The following is a 15,064-nucleotide window of genomic DNA, read 5'->3' as shown; positions in this document are numbered from 1 at the left end:
GGTTCAGTCCCCTTCGATCTCGTCGAGTCGTCGTTCGAGCGCGTCCAGGCTCTTCTCCCACATCCGCCGGTAGGGCGCGAGCCAGGCGTCGATCTCCTCCAACGGGCCGGGGGAGAGTCGGTACCAGCGCCGTTGGGCGTCGGTGCGCACCTCGACCAGACCGGCCTCGCGCAACACCTTGAGGTGCTTCGAGACGGTCGGCTGGGTCAGCGTCAGCCGGTCGACGAGGTAGCCGACCGGCCGCTCGCGTTCACGCAGCAGGTCGAGGATCTCCCGACGACTCGGATCCGCCAGCACGGCGAATGTAGATGCCATGCCAGCAATATAGCTCATTCGGCATATAAGCGCGAACTCAGTCGGCGAGCCTGATGGCCACCTCCGTCGTCCACTTGCTCTGGTCCGGCTCCACCGCGGGGTCGGTGAAGTACGTCTCGACGCGCGCACCCCAGCGGTCGCCGTCGCGGTCGAACCGCAGCGCGCGGGCCAGGAGTCGATCGGTGACGGCGGCCAAGCCGTCCGGGCTGCCCTCGTGGAGCGCGACCACGTACTGGCCGGCCGGCAGCGTCGCGGTGAACACGTCGCCGGCGCCGGGCACCTCGGCGACGGTGGGGATCCCGGCCTCCACCTCGAACTCCTCGCCGGTGACGCGTAAGTACCGGAAGAACGGTGCGCCCAGGATCGGTAACTCGCGATCAGCCAGCCATCGCATGACCTCGGGGAACCGGTCGGCGATCTTGGCGAACGTCTCGGTCGTCACCGTGGCCTTGACGGCGGCGTAGGGCTGCTCTTCACGCGTCTCGATGTCCATGGCACCACGCTAACCACGACCACCGACAGAAAATCCGCGTCCGGCTGGAGCCGGTGCCGATTAACGTGAAGTTCATGCACCGCACCCTCTCCGTGGCCAGCTCCCCGGTGCGCGACCTGCTCGCGCTGACCTCGCGTCCCGAGGTGATCTCCTTCGCGGGTGGGCTTCCCGCCCCCGAGTTGTTCGACCTGGACGGTCTTCGCACCGCTTACGACACCGCGTTGCGGGACCAATCAGTGCTGCAATACGCCCCTACAGAAGGAAATCCGGCTCTGCGCGCGCTGGTGTCCTCCCGCCTGACCCGCCGCGGACTGCCCACTTCGGACGTCCTGATCACCACCGGTTCCCAGCAAGCCCTGGCCCTCGTGGCCACCGCGCTGCTGGAGCCGGGCGCCGTCGTGGCGGTGGAAGAACCGACGTATCTGGCCGCGCTGCAGTGCTTCCAGATGACCGGCGCCCGCGTCGTGCCGGTCGCCAGTGACGCCGACGGTCTGGACCCCGAGTCGCTGCGATCCGTTCTGGCCACCGAAAAGCTGTCCATGCTGTATCTGGTGCCCACCTTCGCGAACCCGACCGGCCGCACCTTGTCCGCCTCGCGCCGTGCCGAGATCGCCGAGCTGGCCTCCGCGCACGGCTTCTGGGTCGTCGAGGACGACCCGTACGGCGAGCTCCGCTACCGGGGCGCCGCGGTCGCGCCGCTGGCTTCCATCAGCGACAGAACCATTTACCTGGGCAGCTTCTCGAAGATCGGCGCTCCCGGCATGCGGCTCGGCTGGCTGAGGGCGCCCGTGGATCTGCTCCGCGCGTTGGTGATCGTGAAGCAGGCAGCCGACCTGCACACGTCCACAGTGGACCAAGCGGCCGCCGCGGAGTACTTGAAGCACAACGACCTCGACGCTCACGTCGCCCGGCTGTGCGTCGAGTACGGCGCGCGCCGTGATGCGATGATCGCCGCACTACCGCACACCGTTCCCGACGGCACGACGTGGTCGGATCCGGACGGTGGCATGTTCGTGTGGCTGCGGTTGCCGGGCGACGTGGACAGCGCGGAGTTGTTGAAGAAAGCGCTGACCCACGAAGTCGCCTTTGTGCCCGGTGCGCCGTTCTTCGCGACTTCGCCGGACCACGCGACGTTCCGGATGTCCTTCACCACGAACACGCCCGCCGAGATCGAGGAGGGCATGGTGCGCCTGGCGAAGGTGCTCCGATGAGCCTGCTCGACGACGAGACGCTGTGGGGTTCCTCGGTGGTCGCGAACTGCGAGATGAACCGGGAACGAGGCTTGGCGAGCTACCGGCGCGAGCTGGGCATCGATCTCTCGCTGAGACCCGGTGACCGGTGGGTGGATCTTTGTTGCGGCTCGGGCAAGGCACTGGCGGAAGCCGCGCGGGAGGACGTGACGATCGTCGGCGTGGACCTCGTCGATCATCACGTGCTCGCCCGCCCAGGCCTTAGCTTCGTCGTCGCGCCGGTCGACCAGTGGCAGCCTTCTGACCCCGTCGACCTCGTGACGTGCGTGCACGGCTTGCACTACGTGGGCGACAAACTCGGCCTGCTGGAGCGCGCCGCGTCCTGGCTCGCGCCGGGGGGCCGGCTCGTGGCGAACTTCGACGTGGCCGGCGTGCGACGCGCCGACGGCACCCCGTTCGGTCGCACGCTGACGAAAGCGTTGCGTGCAGCCGGATTCACCTATGACAACCGCAAGCGCCATGTCGGCTACGCAGGAGAGGGCCGGCCACAGCTGCCGTTCGCTTACCTGGGCGCTGACGACAAGGCCGGCCCGAACTACACGGGCCAGCCCGCTGTCCACTCCTGCTACGAGCTCCTATGACACCCAGGGGCCGACGCCGGTCACGCGGTCGACCTTGATGCGCGTGATGAAGCCGGGTGGCGGGTTGTCCATCGGTGGGTACTTCACATCCGGACCGAGATAGCTGTGCCCCAGGCGTTCGAGCAGCTCCGGCGCCCCGCCCTCGGTGATCCGCGCGGTGCCGTACACGACCAGGTACTCCTGCAGGCCGTGCTCGTTGATGTTCGGGGTTTCGAGGGACAGGACGACGCGGCTGTCGTTGCGGATGTTGCGGACCTTCTGGTGCTCGGAGAGGTGGGCCGAGACGATCTCGTCGCCGTCGAGGCCCACCCAGACGATGGTCACCTGCGGCGCGCCGTCCTTGCCGAGCGTCACGAGGTGGGCCAGCGCGTTGGACTCCAGCACTGCCCTGGCGGATTCGGGAAGCATGCCGAGGACGCTACGCCGGTTCGGGCGGCTCAGCCTGGTCTTGGCAGACCCAGGAAACGGCGGGTCTGGTTCGGGGCGCCCAGACGGCCGAGGCTCGAAGCCATGAAGACGTTTCTGATCACGGGTGGCGGTAGTGGCATCGGGCTGGCGACGGCGCGGGTGCTGGTCGAGGAGGGCGCGCGGGTGGTGGTGGCCGGGCGTTCGGAGGAGCGGTTGGCGTTGGCGCGCAAGGAGCTCGGCGTGGAGACCGTGGCGGCGGACGTGTCGAGGCTGGCCGACGTCGAGGCGTTGACCGAACGGGTCGGGGAGGTCGACGGCGTCTTCGCGAACGCCGGGATCGGGGTGTTCACCGAGTTCGGGACGGTGACCGAGGAGGACGTGGACCGGGTGCTGGCCACGAACTTCAAGGGCGTGTACTTCACGGTGCAGCGGGCGCGGTTGAAGCCCGGCGCGTCGGTGGTGATCAACGCGTCGTGGACGGTGCACCGGGGCCTCGCCGGCGCGTCGCTCTACACGGCCAGCAAGGCGGCGGTGCACAGCCTGGCGCGCACACTCGGTGCGGAGATGCCCGGGATTCGGGTCAACACGGTGAGTCCCGGGTACATCGCGACGGACATGTTCCGGGACAACGTGGAGGACGACGAACCGTTCCGGCGTCAGGTGCCGATGGGACGGCTCGGCGTGCCGGAGGACGTGGCGCACGTGGTGGCGTTCCTGCTGTCCGGCCGCGCGGCTTACGTCACGGGGCAGGACTTCGTGGTCGACGGCGGCCTGGTGGGGGCGATCCCGGCATGATGGGAGCCGTGAGCGAGTTGGGGGAGTTTCTGCGCGCCCGGCGGGCAGCACTGGATCCGCCGGAACGAGCGTCCCGGCGGCGCGTTCCAGGGCTGCGCCGCGAGGAGCTGGCGCAGCTGGCCGGTATCAGCGTCGACTACTACACGCGCATGGAACAGGGGCGCGCCTCCAATGCGTCCGACTCGATCCTGGACGCGTTGGCGCAGGCACTCGGCCTGGACGTGGCCGAGCGCACGCACCTGTACCGGCTGGCGCGGCCCACCAGGGTGGAGGCGCCGTCGGAGGAGGTGCGGCCGGCGTTGCGCTGGTTGCTCGACGCGCTGCAGGGCGTGCCCGCGATGGTCCTCGGCCGGCGGCTCGACGTGCTGGCGTGGAACCCGCTCGCCGCGGCGCTCGTCACCGACTTCCGCGAGCAGCCGAACATGGTGCGGTACATGTTCACCGACCCGGCCGCGCGGGAACTGTTCGTCGGCTGGACGGACTGCGCGCGCGAGAACGTCGGCTACCTGCGTGCGGACTACGGCGTGCACCCCGACGACCCGGCACTGCTCGCGCTGGTCGAGGAGATGTCCGAGGCGTCGCCGCTGTTCCGCGCGCTGTGGGCCGAGCACCCGGTGCGCGAGCGCGGGCCGATGTTCAAACGCCTGACCCATCCTCAGCTCGGACCGCTGGAAGTGGCCGCGGAGCCGTTGACCTCGGACGCGGGGCAGGTCCTGGTGACCTACGTGGCCGCGCCGGGCAGTCCGTCGGAGGAGGCCTTGCGACTGCTGGCCTCCCTGGCCGTCACGTGAACAACTCCAGCGAATCCTGGTGGTACTCGCACCGTCCGCCGCCGGTCGCGATGGTGCAGGGCGTGCCCTTCTTCGTGAGGGCACCGCACTGCAGTGCTGGGTCGTGCACGTGACAGAGGCCGTTCGCTCCCGCGGTGATCGGGCACGGCGTGCCCTTCTTCGTGGGCGCGCCACACGGTTCGCCGCTCAGTTCGCGCTTCAGCTTCGGCTTGGCCGCCTTCTTCGGTTTTGCTTGGGGCTGCAGGATTTCTCGCCCCGTCACCTCCTCCACTCCGCGCACGGCCAACCGGTCCGCGCGCTCGTTCTCCGGGTGACCCGCATGCCCCTTGACCCAGTGCCACTCCACCTCGTGCCTGTTGGCAGCTTCTTCCAGGCGGCGCCACAGGTCGGCGTTCTTGACCGGCTCACGCGCCTTCGTGAGCCAGCCGTTCGCCTTCCACCCGTGCACCCATGAGGTGATTCCGTTGCGCACGTAGGTGCTGTCTGTGTAGAGCTTCACGGTGGATGATCGCGTGAGGCTCTCCAACGCCATGATCGGCGCCATCAGTTCCATGCGGTTGTTCGTCGTAGGGCCGATGTCACCACCGTGCATGTCCTTCTCGTGCTCGCCGTAGCGCAACACAGCACCCCAACCACCCGGACCGGGATTGGGGCTGCAGGCACCGTCGGTGTAGATCTCGACCTCCATGCGACATGAGGCTACCGACGGGGTCTGACACTCTTCCGGCGGCGGTTGTTCGCGATGATGTGGCGGAACATCTCGACGAGCGCCGGCGCGTTGATCGGCTGGTCGCGGTACACGGAGATCATCCGTGCCGTCTTGTTGCCGTGGCCGCTCGTGATGATGTTCTGCGGGTCCGGCACGATCGCCTTGTCGTAGAGCATCACGTTCACGTGGTCCTTCGTGCCGAGCAACGCGCAGATGTTGCCGTCCAGCACGAAGTACGGCCGGTTGGTGAACTTGATCGTCTCCTCGACGTCCGGGTCTGCCTCGTGGACGAGCCGGCGGACCTCGCGGCAGATGTCCTGCTGCCAGTCCGGCAGCCCGGCGATGTAGTCGTCAACGCGTGTGTCCATAGCCCTATGTCGCAGCCTCGTGCCGTTTCTCGACATCGTGCCCGTGCAGAAATACCCGCACGCCCGCCACTATGTCGTCCTCATCCGGACGCGTCCCCCTGATGCTGGGGTCACCGGTCATGGTCAGCAACATCAGGTGGACCGCCGCCCGCCGCGGGTCGGTGAACCCCAGCTTCTCGAGCTCGGCCGCGAGGGTTCGTTCGACCTTGCGCGGCCCCGTCTCCTGCCAGGCTTCGATCGCCTCGGCGGGGATGTGGCCGAGCTCGGCGTTGATCTGCCGCACCAGCGCGAAGTGCTCGGCGTTCCCCAGTTCGGCGCCCATGGCCCTGCCGAACGCGACCAGGTCCTGCTCCAGGTCGGTGACCTTGTGGAAGTGCCGCTCGATGATCGCGATCTGGTCTTGGGCCGCCTTGCCCGCGCTGACCTGGATGACGTTGCGGAAGAGGTCGGCCTTGTCCGCGAAGTGGTTGTACAGCGTGCGCGTCGAGACCTCCGCCTCCTTCGCGATGGCGTCGATGCTCGCCCGCGAGTACCCGTCCCGCGCGAACACGCTCAACGCTCCGCGCAGGATCGCCTGCCGCTTGTCCGGTCGCATGGCTGAAGCTTAGTACAACGCTCGTTGCACGAAGTACTACGAGCGTTGTACTTTGGTTGGCATGCGAATTGCAGTGATCTTGGGGAGCACGCGACCTGGCCGCCGTTCCGAAGCCGTGGGGCAGTGGGTTCTGAGCGTTGCCAACGCGCGTTCCGATGCGTCGTTCGAGCTCATCGACCTGGCGGAGGTGAACCTGCCGTTGCTCGACGAGCCCGTACCCGCGATCTTCGGCGAGTACGCCCACGCACACACACGCGCTTGGGCGTCGCTTATCGCGCCGTACGACGGATTCGTGTTCGTCACGCCCGAGTACAACCACTCGTTCTCGGCCGCACTGAAGAACGCGCTCGACTACCTGTACGCCGAGTGGAACGACAAGGCCGCTGGGTTCGTGGGCCTCGGTGGCACCGGCGGTCTGCGCGCCGTCGAGCAGCTGAGGCTGGTGCTGGCGGAGCTCAAGGTGGCGACTGTGCGCACTCAGGTCGCGTTGGGGCGCGGCGAGTTGCAGGAAGGGCTGCAGCAGCACGAGGAGCTCAACGCCATGCTGGACGAACTGGTGGCGTGGGCGTCGGCACTGAGGTCGGTACGCGCGGTCGCGGCCTAACGCGGCAGCCAGCTCGCCATGTCGGCCACCGCGTCCAGCACCTCACCGCTGACCTGGCCGGACGCTGGTTCCGTCTCGGCGATCACGACGGTGCTGCCGTCCGACCGGGACTGGTAGTGCAGGCCGGTGAACCTGATGTCCGCCAGGTCGAGCAGAGGCGTGGCGAGCGGGGTGATGTCGCCCGTGCCGTGCACGTCGATCAGCTTCTTGAACTCACCCGCGTCGCCGCGGTTGCGGAAGCCGACCCACGCCACGGACACGACCGCGACGTTGCCCTGGTCGTCACCGATCGCGAACAGCGTGCGGTCGAGCGACTTGCACGGGTTGCGCACGAAGTGGTCCCGCACCTGGCCGAACGAGTGCGACAAGCACTCCAACGCCGGTTTGGCCGTGCGCTTGAGCGTGCGCATGTTCACCTGACGCCAGGCGCTGTCCGCATCACCCTTGCGGGCGGACTTCCTGCCTTCCGTCCTCGCTTTGGTGAGGTTCACCCCGGCCGAGTCGATCGCGGTCGTCGAAGCGCCGCCGCCGCCGAGCGACAGGCCGCCACTGCCCGCGGTGAGCGCCACCGCCAGCACCCCGGCGGCCACCACCGCGCCCGACTTGCCCGCGGGATCCGATCCGCCTCCGGCACCGCCGATTCGTCGCGCCATCCGTCACCTCCTCGGGCGACGAGGACACCGCACGTGACGCGATCAGCGAGGTGGATTGGGATCAAACCACTCGATCGGGTGAGGCTGGGCGTCCAGAACGTTGTCCAGAACGGCACGGGCGGCGGCGATCAGATCAGCCTCCCGTCCGTGCCGCGCCACGGCTTGCAGTCCGACCGGCAGTCCGTCGGAGTCGAAACCTGCCGGGATGCTGATCGCCGGATGTCCGCTGAGGTTGAACGCCCAGGTCAGCGATGTGTTGATGCGCGCGCCTGGCCCGTCGTGCCCGTGCGGTGGGCCGGGCGTGGTCGGGGTGAGCAACAGGTCGGCGATCTCGAACACGGCGTCCAGCGCGGGGTTCGGGCCGCAGCGGCCGGCGAACCAGTCTTCGGCGGGGTCCGGCAGCGTCAGGTCGACCGGCTTCGGCTGGAGTGGGGCCGCGGCGCGCCAGGCGATCTCGGCCTGTTCGTCGTCCACGGTCGCGAACCCCAGGTCGGACGACCAGACCGCGGTCGGTGAGCTGACCTCCGGCGTGCCCAGGTAGGTCGCGAGCAGGTCCGGGTCACGGGTGAACACACCGACCGCGGCCCGTTCGGTCGACGTGGTCTTCAGACCCAGCACGCCGCACCACGCCGCCGGGATGCGGATCGAACCCGCGCCGTCGACACCCGTCGCGAGCGGCACCACACCGGCCGCGACGGCTACGGCGGAGCCCGCGGACGAGCCACCGGGCGTGCGGTCGAGGTTCCACGGGTTGCGTGTGACGCCGCGAGAGTTGCGACCCCACGTCTGCCAGGGAGTGGTGCCATCGGGCGTGGTGGTCAGACCGATGGGAACACAGCCGAGCGCCATCAGTGCTTCGCGGTGACTGCGGCGCTCGCCTCGCTTCACCGCGATGGGCATGCCGGCGAGCGGCAGGGACGGGTCTACCGGCGCGAACGAGCTGAAGACCTCGTGGAAGGCACAAAGGGAAGACTCAACCCGAGCCAGCCGGGCCAGAGCTTCGACGACCAGGTCAGGCATGATCCACCCCGTGAAATGGACTCGCGCTGTGCACCACCTGGCCGAACTCGCTGAGAAGTGCGGCGAGCTGCCGGCGTCGTTCTTCCGGTTCCAGGTGGTCGAGCTGTGGGCATTCGGTGATCTCCTCGACGTGCCGAAGGATCTTGACGTCATCGAGGTCGCGCTGGTCACGGACCTGCCGGTGGACGAGGTGCCGTGGCTCACCGAACCGGTCGGCGCCGAGCACTGGGCGAACTCGACGCGGCTGTCGCGCAACCCGTTCGACGCGCGGTGGCGCTCCAAGGACGCCCCCGTGTGGAACCACCGCATCGAGCGCCCCGCGCTGATCTGGAGCGCGGCCGACGGTATCAACGAGGAAGCACTGGTGGCGGTCAGCGACGGCACGGCTGAGCTGGTACGTCAGGCCGCGCCGTCGCCGGAGGAGCTCGCGCAGCGGGTCGCGGACGAGCTGGAGGTGAGCCTCCGGGCTTTGCGGCTGGCCAACCAGGCCTACACCGACCGCCGCTGGAGTCCCGGCAAGCTCACCCCGCACTCGGACGTCCTGTGGCGGACGACCACGGGTTATCTCGACCTGCTGGACGCGTAGCGCGTCACCAGCCGCGGGCGCGCCACTCCGCGAGCGAGGGGCGTTCCTTGCCGAGCGTCGAGTCGTCGCCGTGGCCCGGGTAGAACCAGGTGTCGTCGGGCAGCACGGCGAAGATCCGGTCCTCGACGTCGTTGATCAGCGAGGCGAAGTTGTCGGCCGACGTGGTCTTTCCCACACCCCCCGGAAAGAGTGAATCTCCGGTGAAGAGGTGCGGGTGGCCGTTCGGGTCGTCGTAGACGACGGCGATCGAGCCCGGCGTGTGGCCGCGCAGGTGGATGATCGACAACGGGACTTCGCCCACGTTGATGGTGTCGCCGTGCTCCACCAGGACGTCCGGTGGGACGGGCAGGACGGCGGCGTCCAGTTCGTGCGCGACGGTGTTCGAGCCGTGGGCGCCGGCCAGGGCTCCGAGTGCCTGCCAGTGATCGGCGTGCTGGTGCGTCGTCACGATCGTGCGCAGGCGCGGGCGGTTCGGGATGTGGCCGAACAGGTCGGAGAGACGCTCGTAGTCGTTGGCTGCGTCGATGAGCAGCGCCTCGTTGGTGGACCGGCAAACCAGCAGGTAGGCGTTGTTGTCCATCGGTCCGACGGAGATCTTCGTGATGGTCAGCGCGTCCAGGGTGCGACGGGCCGCGGGGCCCTCTGGAACGACGTGACCGGTGTAGTTCTCGAGTACGTCCACGGTGGCAGACGGTAGTCGCTCGATGCGGCGAGACGCACACCTTCAGGTTGCATACAGGTCTCACTCATAGGGTAAGTAAGGATCAAGCTTCGACCCCCGAGTACGCCGAAAGCACCAACGAACAGGTCCCCGCCTCTCGTGATTCCAGCGCAACGACAAATGCCCCGGACGACCCGCAGGGTCAGCTGGGACGTCCTTCGCGTCGTCGCCATCGGGTGCGTGTTGCTCCACCACGCCACGCTTACGAGCATCAGCAGCCACCCCGATCTCGGGCCGCTGCCGTTCACCTTCCCGATGTCGATGGGCGCCAGCACGCTGATGGTCGTCTCCGCCTTCTTCGCCTGCGCGTCGCTCAACAGCGGCAAGCCAGGACAGTTCCTGTGGAGAAGACTCGCGCGCCTGCTGCCGGCGTACATGGTGGCGGTGCTGCTCACCTATGCCGTGCAGCGGTGGATCGCGCCGGCGGGCTGGAGCCAGCTCGACGGCAGAGATGTCGTCTACAACCTGCTGCTGATCAACCAGTGGATTCCGGACGTCAACATCGTCGACTTCGCCTACTGGACCGTGCCGGTGCAGATCACGGCGTTCATCGCCGGTGCCGTGCTCGTGAAGCACCTGAGAGGCACGAAGCTCCGTGTGTTCCTGTGGGCGCTCATCATCACGCCGCTGCTGCTACGGCCGTTGCTCGACCACTCACACACGCTCTTCGTGATCTACAACGGTTTCGCGTTCCACCGGGCGCAACTGTTCGCCGCAGGTATTGCCATCTGGCTGTGGTCGAAACATCGGCTGAAGACGCCGCACCTCGTCGCGCTGCTCGTCGCCACGCTGATAGCGCAGGCGATTCACACGACCGAGTACGGTTCGACGCTCGGTTTCGCCGTGTTGCTGCTCATGGTGTGCGCGGCGGCCGCGGGACCCGATTGGCTGTTCTTCGCACCGATCGCCAAATCGATCACGTGGCTCGCCGGCATCTCCTACGGGATGTATCTGGTGCACGAGCAGATCGGCACCGTGGTGATGGACCGCATGCACGCCGTTGGCCTGCGGTCCTGGTGGCTGCTCGCCGGGTTCGTCACCTCGGCACTGGTGCTCGGCTGGGCGATGACGAAGTTCGTCGAACGCCCCGCCTACAAGCTCCTCACTCAGATCCAGTCCGGCAGTTCCGGCAGCTCACCGCGCAGGTCGGAGCCGTCGGTCCGGCCGGTCAGCCACCCCAGGACGGCGCTCGCCGACCCGCTCACCGAGTTGCGGTTGGCCGGCCCGTTGACGGTCCAGATGCGCTGAGTGCCGTCGGGCAGGGTCACCTCGATGCTGAAGGGGTCGACCCTGCCCTCGAACTGCTCGACGGCGTCGTCGATGAACTCGTCCACGAAGTCGGCGGGCAGGTCGTCGAACCCGACACCGGCGTTCAGGTCGATGAGGTGGATCCAGATCTCGCGCAGGCGGAACAGCGGCACGGTGGACGCCGGGATCGACTGGCCCTTGGGCGCGGTGACCTCCGAGTGCCACGCGTGCGCGGGGAACTCGCGGCACGCGGCGTCGAACCGCAGGCACGCGGAGTCGAGATCGGCCTTGATCACCTGCAGGATGCGGCGCGCACCCTCCTCGATGTCCGCGTCGCGGTCCGCGCGCGACGTGTACGCCTGGTGCTCGACCCCGGTCTTGGCCCAGGTGAGCAGGTTCACCAGCGCGTCGGCGTTGCGCGCGAGGTGGGTGATGACGTGTCCGCGAGACCAGCCGGGCAGCAGGCTCGCGCCGCGCACCGCGGCCTCGTCCAGCTCCTCGACGACCTCGTACAGCACGTCCGTCGCCTCGCGGACCGCGTTGATGTGCCGGTCGGGCACTCCTCGCGGTGCAGGTACCGGCGTGTGCTGAGTGGACGGCGTGTAGGTCATGTGCTGCCTCTCCCCGACGTTGAGGCTCTGATCGAAGTGACCAGACTATGAGTAAACCCAGCTCAGGGGAATGCGACAGCCGCCGGAACCGTTTTTGTCAGGGGTGCGCCCTAGCATGGTCGGCGGGTCGGTCGCAGCCTCTGAAAAGATGCTAGTACGCTTCGAACGCTTGTTCGGAAGAGTGTGGCGTGAGTGACCCGCCGATCGCAGCCGAAGGGACCCCAGTGGCAGACCGTCTTGTTGTTCGCGGCGCCCGCGAGCACAACCTGCGCGGCGTGGATCTCGACCTGCCGCGGGACAGCCTCATCGTCTTCACCGGGCTGTCCGGCTCCGGCAAGTCGAGCCTCGCGTTCGACACGATCTTCGCCGAGGGGCAGCGCCGGTACGTCGAGTCGCTCTCGGCGTACGCGCGCCAGTTCCTCGGGCAGATGGACAAGCCCGACGTCGACTTCATCGAGGGTCTCTCGCCCGCGGTGTCGATCGACCAGAAGTCGACCAGCCGCAACCCGCGGTCGACCGTCGGCACCATCACCGAGGTCTACGACTACCTGCGCCTGCTCTACGCGCGCGCCGGCAAGCCGCACTGCCCGCAGTGCGGCGAGGCGATCGGCAAGCAGACGCCGCAGGAGATCGTCGACCAGGTGCTCGCGATGGAGCAGGGCACCAAGTTCCAGGTGCTCGCGCCGGTCATCCGGGGGCGCAAGGGCGAGTACCTCGACCTCTTCCAGAACCTGCAGTCGCAGGGCTACTCGCGCGCGAAGGTCGACGGCGTCGTCTACGCGCTGGCAGAGGTGCCCAAGCTCAAGAAGCAGGAGAAGCACCACATCGCGGTCGTCATCGACCGGTTGAGCGTCAAGGCGTCGTCCAAACAGCGCCTCACGGACTCGGTCGAGACGGCGCTGCGGCTCGCGGACGGCCTGGTCGAGCTGGAGTTCGTGGACGTCCCGGAGACGGATCCGAAGCGGATCAGGGGCTTCTCCGAGAACCTCGCCTGCCCCAACGGCCACCCGCTCGCGATCGAGGACCTGGAGCCGCGGTCGTTCTCCTTCAACTCGCCGTACGGCGCGTGCACCGTCTGCACGGGCATCGGCGTGCGCAAGGAGGTCGACCCGGAGCTCGTCGTGCCGGACGACGAGATGACGCTCGAAGAGGGCGCCATCGCGCCGTGGGCCGGCGGGCAGACCGCCGAGTACTTCACGCGGCTGCTGCAGTCGCTGGGCGAGACCATCGGCTTCCGCATGGACCAGCAGTGGCGGCTGCTGCCCGCGAAGGCGCAGAAGGCGATCCTGCACGGCATCGACGAGCAGGTGCACGTCCGGTACAAGAACCGCTACGGCCGTGAGCGCTCCTACTACGCCAACTACGAGGGCGTGATCCCGTTCCTCGAACGGCGTCAGGAGCAGACCGAGTCCGAGTACATGCGGGAGAAGTACGAGGGCTACATGCGCGAGGTCCCGTGCCCCGCGTGTGCGGGCACGCGCCTCAAGCCCGAGATCCTCGCGGTCACGCTGCACCACGGTCGCAAGGGCGACCGGTCCATCGCCGAGGTCTGCGCGATGAGCGTCGCGGAGTGCTCGGACTTCCTCGACGGCCTCAAGCTCGGCAAGCGCGAGTCGATGATCGCGGGCGCGGTGCTCAAGGAGATCCAGGCCCGCCTGCACTTCCTGCTCGACGTCGGTCTCGACTACCTGTCGCTCGACCGCGCGTCCGGCACGCTCTCCGGCGGTGAGGCGCAGCGCATCCGGCTCGCCACCCAGATCGGCTCCGGCCTGGTCGGCGTGCTGTACGTGCTGGACGAGCCGTCGATCGGCCTGCACCAGCGCGACAACCACCGGCTGATCGAGACGCTGACCAGGCTGCGCGACCTGGGCAACACGCTGATCGTCGTCGAGCACGACGAGGACACGATCCGCACGTCGGACTGGGTGGTCGACATCGGCCCCGGTGCCGGCGAGCACGGCGGCAAGGTCGTGCACAGCGGCCCGTACAAGAAGCTGCTGACGAACAAGGAGTCGATCACCGGCGCCTACCTGTCAGGCCGCAAGTCGATCCCGATGCCCGCGAAGCGCCGCAAGATCGACAAGAAGCGCCAGCTGACGGTCGTCGGCGCCCGCGAGCACAACCTGCGCGGCATCGACGTGTCGTTCCCGCTCGGCACGCTCACCTCCGTCACCGGCGTGTCCGGTTCCGGCAAGTCGACGCTGGTCAACGACATCCTGGCCACCGTGCTCGCGAACAAGCTCAACGGTGCGCGGCAGGTCCCCGGCCGGCACACCCGGATCAACGGCCTGAACGAGGTCGACAAGCTGGTGCGGGTCGACCAGTCGCCGATCGGCCGCACCCCGCGGTCGAACCCGGCCACCTACACGGGCGTGTTCGACCACGTCCGCAAGCTGTTCGCGGCGACCACGGAGGCGAAGGTCCGCGGCTACCAGCCGGGCCGCTTCTCGTTCAACGTCAAGGGCGGCCGCTGCGAGGCGTGCGCGGGCGACGGCACGATCAAGATCGAGATGAACTTCCTCCCGGACGTCTATGTCCCCTGCGAGGTGTGCAAGGGCGCGCGGTACAACCGCGAGACGCTGGAAGTGCACTACAAGGGCAAGACGATCTCCGAGGTCCTCGACATGCCGATCGAGGAAGCGGCCACGTTCTTCGAGCCGATCAACGCGATCCACCGCCACCTGCGCACGCTGGTCGACGTCGGTCTCGGCTACGTGCGGCTGGGTCAGCCGGCACCGACGCTGTCCGGTGGTGAGGCGCAGCGCGTGAAGCTCGCGTCGGAGCTGCAGAAGCGGTCGACCGGCAAGACGGTCTACATCCTCGACGAGCCGACCACGGGCCTGCACTTCGAGGACATCCGCAAGCTGCTGGGCGTGATCAACGGCCTGGTGGACAAGGGCAACACTGTCATCGTGATCGAGCACAACCTCGACGTCATCAAGACGTCCGACTGGATCGTCGACATGGGTCCCGAAGGGGGCTCCGGCGGCGGTATGGTCGTGGCAGAGGGCACACCCGAGCAGGTCTCCGAGGTCGAGAAGAGCTACACGGGGCAGTTCCTGCTGCAGGTGCTCGAGAACGAGGAGGTGTCAGCGGCCGGGTGATGATTCCACTCGACGCCCTGGCCCTGCGCGAACGCGCTCTGCAGGCGTCGCGTGGTGAGCCCCTGGCGGCGTACCCCATCAACCTCGTAGAGGTGCTCGACGCGTCGGAGCTGTCGTTCCGCCGCGTCGTGGCTGTCGGCTGGTTGCGAGCCTGCGAACGGTTCCCGCGCCTCAGCGGCAAGTGAACACGGACGGCCTGGTGAGACGCTCAA

At 68.0% G+C, this 15,064-nt stretch carries 17 protein-coding genes and 2 pseudogenes; 9 read left to right on the top strand and 10 right to left on the bottom strand.

The annotated features are described in order from the left end of the window. Nucleotides 1–3: 3 nt before the first annotated feature. Nucleotides 4–315, bottom strand: a complete 312-nt coding sequence (locus G7043_RS41695; protein ID WP_086664002.1) for an ArsR/SmtB family transcription factor — start codon at nucleotides 313–315, stop codon at nucleotides 4–6. A 37-nt stretch (nucleotides 316–352) separates the two neighbouring features. Beyond that, on the bottom strand, nucleotides 353–808 hold the full coding sequence (locus G7043_RS41690; protein ID WP_166054253.1) for a GyrI-like domain-containing protein: 456 nt from the start codon (nucleotides 806–808) through the stop codon (nucleotides 353–355). A 74-nt stretch (nucleotides 809–882) separates the two neighbouring features. Between G7043_RS41690 and G7043_RS41685 the strand changes: the two genes are divergently transcribed. Together G7043_RS41685 and G7043_RS41680 are read left to right on the top strand one after the other, a co-directional pair. Beyond that, complete coding sequence (locus G7043_RS41685; RefSeq protein ID WP_166054252.1) at nucleotides 883–2,019, top strand: aminotransferase-like domain-containing protein; 1,137 nt, start codon at nucleotides 883–885, stop codon at nucleotides 2,017–2,019. Next, a complete protein-coding gene (locus G7043_RS41680; RefSeq protein ID WP_166054251.1) occupies nucleotides 2,016–2,639 on the top strand; it encodes a class I SAM-dependent methyltransferase in 624 nt (207 codons plus the stop codon). The genes G7043_RS41685 and G7043_RS41680 overlap by 4 nt, the downstream gene beginning before the upstream one ends. Here the strand turns inward: G7043_RS41680 and G7043_RS41675 are convergent. Beyond that, the gene (locus G7043_RS41675) at nucleotides 2,634–3,047 is read right to left on the bottom strand and encodes a PPOX class F420-dependent oxidoreductase (protein ID WP_166054250.1); all 414 of its coding nucleotides are present in this window, start codon (nucleotides 3,045–3,047) and stop codon (nucleotides 2,634–2,636) included. The genes G7043_RS41680 and G7043_RS41675 overlap by 6 nt on opposite strands. 102 nt (nucleotides 3,048–3,149) lie before the next feature. Between G7043_RS41675 and G7043_RS41670 the strand changes: the two genes are divergently transcribed. Continuing rightward, on the top strand, nucleotides 3,150–3,842 hold the full coding sequence (locus G7043_RS41670; protein WP_166054249.1) for an SDR family NAD(P)-dependent oxidoreductase: 693 nt from the start codon (nucleotides 3,150–3,152) through the stop codon (nucleotides 3,840–3,842). Continuing rightward, nucleotides 3,842–4,633 carry a helix-turn-helix transcriptional regulator gene (locus tag G7043_RS41665; RefSeq protein ID WP_166054457.1) on the top strand — a complete coding sequence of 264 codons (792 nt, stop codon included), beginning with the start codon at nucleotides 3,842–3,844 and terminating at the stop codon, nucleotides 4,631–4,633. The genes G7043_RS41670 and G7043_RS41665 overlap by 1 nt, the downstream gene beginning before the upstream one ends. A 250-nt stretch (nucleotides 4,634–4,883) precedes the next feature. On the opposite strand, the pseudogene rnhA reads toward G7043_RS41665, so the two are convergent. The 3 genes and pseudogenes from rnhA to G7043_RS41650 form a co-directional block, all read right to left on the bottom strand. Next, a pseudogene (gene rnhA, locus G7043_RS41660) lies at nucleotides 4,884–5,321 on the bottom strand (ribonuclease HI); the annotation flags it as partial. An 11-nt stretch (nucleotides 5,322–5,332) separates the two neighbouring features. Continuing rightward, nucleotides 5,333–5,710, bottom strand: a complete 378-nt coding sequence (locus tag G7043_RS41655) for a DUF1801 domain-containing protein (protein ID WP_166054248.1) — start codon at nucleotides 5,708–5,710, stop codon at nucleotides 5,333–5,335. Nucleotides 5,711–5,714: 4 nt separating this feature from the next. Next, the gene (locus G7043_RS41650) at nucleotides 5,715–6,305 is read right to left on the bottom strand and encodes a TetR/AcrR family transcriptional regulator (protein ID WP_166054247.1); all 591 of its coding nucleotides are present in this window, start codon (nucleotides 6,303–6,305) and stop codon (nucleotides 5,715–5,717) included. 61 nt (nucleotides 6,306–6,366) lie between these two features. On the opposite strand from G7043_RS41650, the gene G7043_RS41645 reads away from it, so the two are divergent. Further along, a complete protein-coding gene (locus G7043_RS41645) occupies nucleotides 6,367–6,909 on the top strand; it encodes an NADPH-dependent FMN reductase (protein ID WP_166054246.1) in 543 nt (180 codons plus the stop codon). Here G7043_RS41645 and G7043_RS49005 read toward each other — a convergent pair. Then, entirely contained in the window at nucleotides 6,906–7,562 is a 657-nt protein-coding gene (locus tag G7043_RS49005) for a hypothetical protein (protein WP_242643279.1), read from the bottom strand. The two genes, G7043_RS41645 and G7043_RS49005, sit on opposite strands and share 4 nt — an antisense overlap. Nucleotides 7,563–7,604: 42 nt before the next feature. Beyond that, nucleotides 7,605–8,582, bottom strand: a complete 978-nt coding sequence (locus tag G7043_RS50475; RefSeq protein ID WP_166054245.1) for an amidase family protein — start codon at nucleotides 8,580–8,582, stop codon at nucleotides 7,605–7,607. Nucleotides 8,583–8,592: 10 nt separating this feature from the next. Here G7043_RS50475 and G7043_RS41630 point away from each other — a divergent pair, with 10 nt between their 5' ends. Next, nucleotides 8,593–9,168 carry a DUF7711 family protein gene (locus tag G7043_RS41630; RefSeq protein WP_166054244.1) on the top strand — a complete coding sequence of 192 codons (576 nt, stop codon included), beginning with the start codon at nucleotides 8,593–8,595 and terminating at the stop codon, nucleotides 9,166–9,168. Between the two features lie 4 nt (nucleotides 9,169–9,172). On the opposite strand, the gene G7043_RS41625 is transcribed toward G7043_RS41630, so the two are convergent. After that, nucleotides 9,173–9,850, bottom strand: a complete 678-nt coding sequence (locus G7043_RS41625) for an MBL fold metallo-hydrolase (RefSeq protein WP_166054243.1) — start codon at nucleotides 9,848–9,850, stop codon at nucleotides 9,173–9,175. Nucleotides 9,851–10,009: 159 nt separating this feature from the next. On the opposite strand from G7043_RS41625, the pseudogene G7043_RS41620 reads away from it, so the two are divergent. Further along, nucleotides 10,010–10,948 (top strand): annotated as a pseudogene (locus tag G7043_RS41620) (acyltransferase family protein); the annotation flags it as partial. Nucleotides 10,949–10,995: 47 nt separating this feature from the next. On the opposite strand, the gene G7043_RS41615 reads toward G7043_RS41620, so the two are convergent. After that, nucleotides 10,996–11,748 (bottom strand): maleylpyruvate isomerase family mycothiol-dependent enzyme, encoded by a 753-nt coding sequence (locus tag G7043_RS41615; RefSeq protein WP_166054242.1) that lies wholly within the window; start codon nucleotides 11,746–11,748, stop codon nucleotides 10,996–10,998. Nucleotides 11,749–11,972: 224 nt separating this feature from the next. Between G7043_RS41615 and uvrA the strand changes: the two genes are divergently transcribed. Continuing rightward, on the top strand, nucleotides 11,973–14,852 hold the full coding sequence (gene uvrA, locus G7043_RS41610) for an excinuclease ABC subunit UvrA (protein WP_166054241.1): 2,880 nt from the start codon (nucleotides 11,973–11,975) through the stop codon (nucleotides 14,850–14,852). Then, on the top strand, nucleotides 14,849–15,037 hold the full coding sequence (locus tag G7043_RS41605) for a hypothetical protein (protein ID WP_166054240.1): 189 nt from the start codon (nucleotides 14,849–14,851) through the stop codon (nucleotides 15,035–15,037). Before uvrA ends, G7043_RS41605 begins: the two co-directional genes overlap by 4 nt. The last annotated feature ends 27 nt before the right edge of the window (nucleotides 15,038–15,064 follow it).

Source organism: Lentzea alba (assembly GCF_011067745.1).
Lineage (GTDB): Bacteria > Actinomycetota > Actinomycetes > Mycobacteriales > Pseudonocardiaceae > Lentzea > Lentzea alba.
The sequence above is the reverse complement of the archived record's forward strand: the minus strand, read 5'-3'. Positions and strand labels throughout refer to the sequence as shown.

What these genes read in the sequence shown, in the direction of transcription:
- G7043_RS49005 (WP_242643279.1), bottom strand. Translation starts at nt 7,562, where the DNA reads ATGGCGCGACGAATCGGCGGTGCCGGAGGCGGATCGGATCCCGCGGGC.
- G7043_RS41670 (WP_166054249.1), top strand. Translation starts at nt 3,150, where the DNA reads ATGAAGACGTTTCTGATCACGGGTGGCGGTAGTGGCATCGGGCTGGCG.
- G7043_RS41655 (WP_166054248.1), bottom strand. Translation starts at nt 5,710, where the DNA reads ATGGACACACGCGTTGACGACTACATCGCCGGGCTGCCGGACTGGCAG.
- G7043_RS41645 (WP_166054246.1), top strand. Translation starts at nt 6,367, where the DNA reads ATGCGAATTGCAGTGATCTTGGGGAGCACGCGACCTGGCCGCCGTTCC.
- G7043_RS41675 (WP_166054250.1), bottom strand. Translation starts at nt 3,047, where the DNA reads ATGCTTCCCGAATCCGCCAGGGCAGTGCTGGAGTCCAACGCGCTGGCC.
- G7043_RS41615 (WP_166054242.1), bottom strand. Translation starts at nt 11,748, where the DNA reads ATGACCTACACGCCGTCCACTCAGCACACGCCGGTACCTGCACCGCGA.
- G7043_RS50475 (WP_166054245.1), bottom strand. Translation starts at nt 8,582, where the DNA reads ATGCCTGACCTGGTCGTCGAAGCTCTGGCCCGGCTGGCTCGGGTTGAG.
- G7043_RS41690 (WP_166054253.1), bottom strand. Translation starts at nt 808, where the DNA reads ATGGACATCGAGACGCGTGAAGAGCAGCCCTACGCCGCCGTCAAGGCC.
- G7043_RS41650 (WP_166054247.1), bottom strand. Translation starts at nt 6,305, where the DNA reads ATGCGACCGGACAAGCGGCAGGCGATCCTGCGCGGAGCGTTGAGCGTG.
- G7043_RS41695 (WP_086664002.1), bottom strand. Translation starts at nt 315, where the DNA reads ATGGCATCTACATTCGCCGTGCTGGCGGATCCGAGTCGTCGGGAGATC.
- G7043_RS41685 (WP_166054252.1), top strand. Translation starts at nt 883, where the DNA reads ATGCACCGCACCCTCTCCGTGGCCAGCTCCCCGGTGCGCGACCTGCTC.
- G7043_RS41665 (WP_166054457.1), top strand. Translation starts at nt 3,842, where the DNA reads ATGGGAGCCGTGAGCGAGTTGGGGGAGTTTCTGCGCGCCCGGCGGGCA.
- G7043_RS41680 (WP_166054251.1), top strand. Translation starts at nt 2,016, where the DNA reads ATGAGCCTGCTCGACGACGAGACGCTGTGGGGTTCCTCGGTGGTCGCG.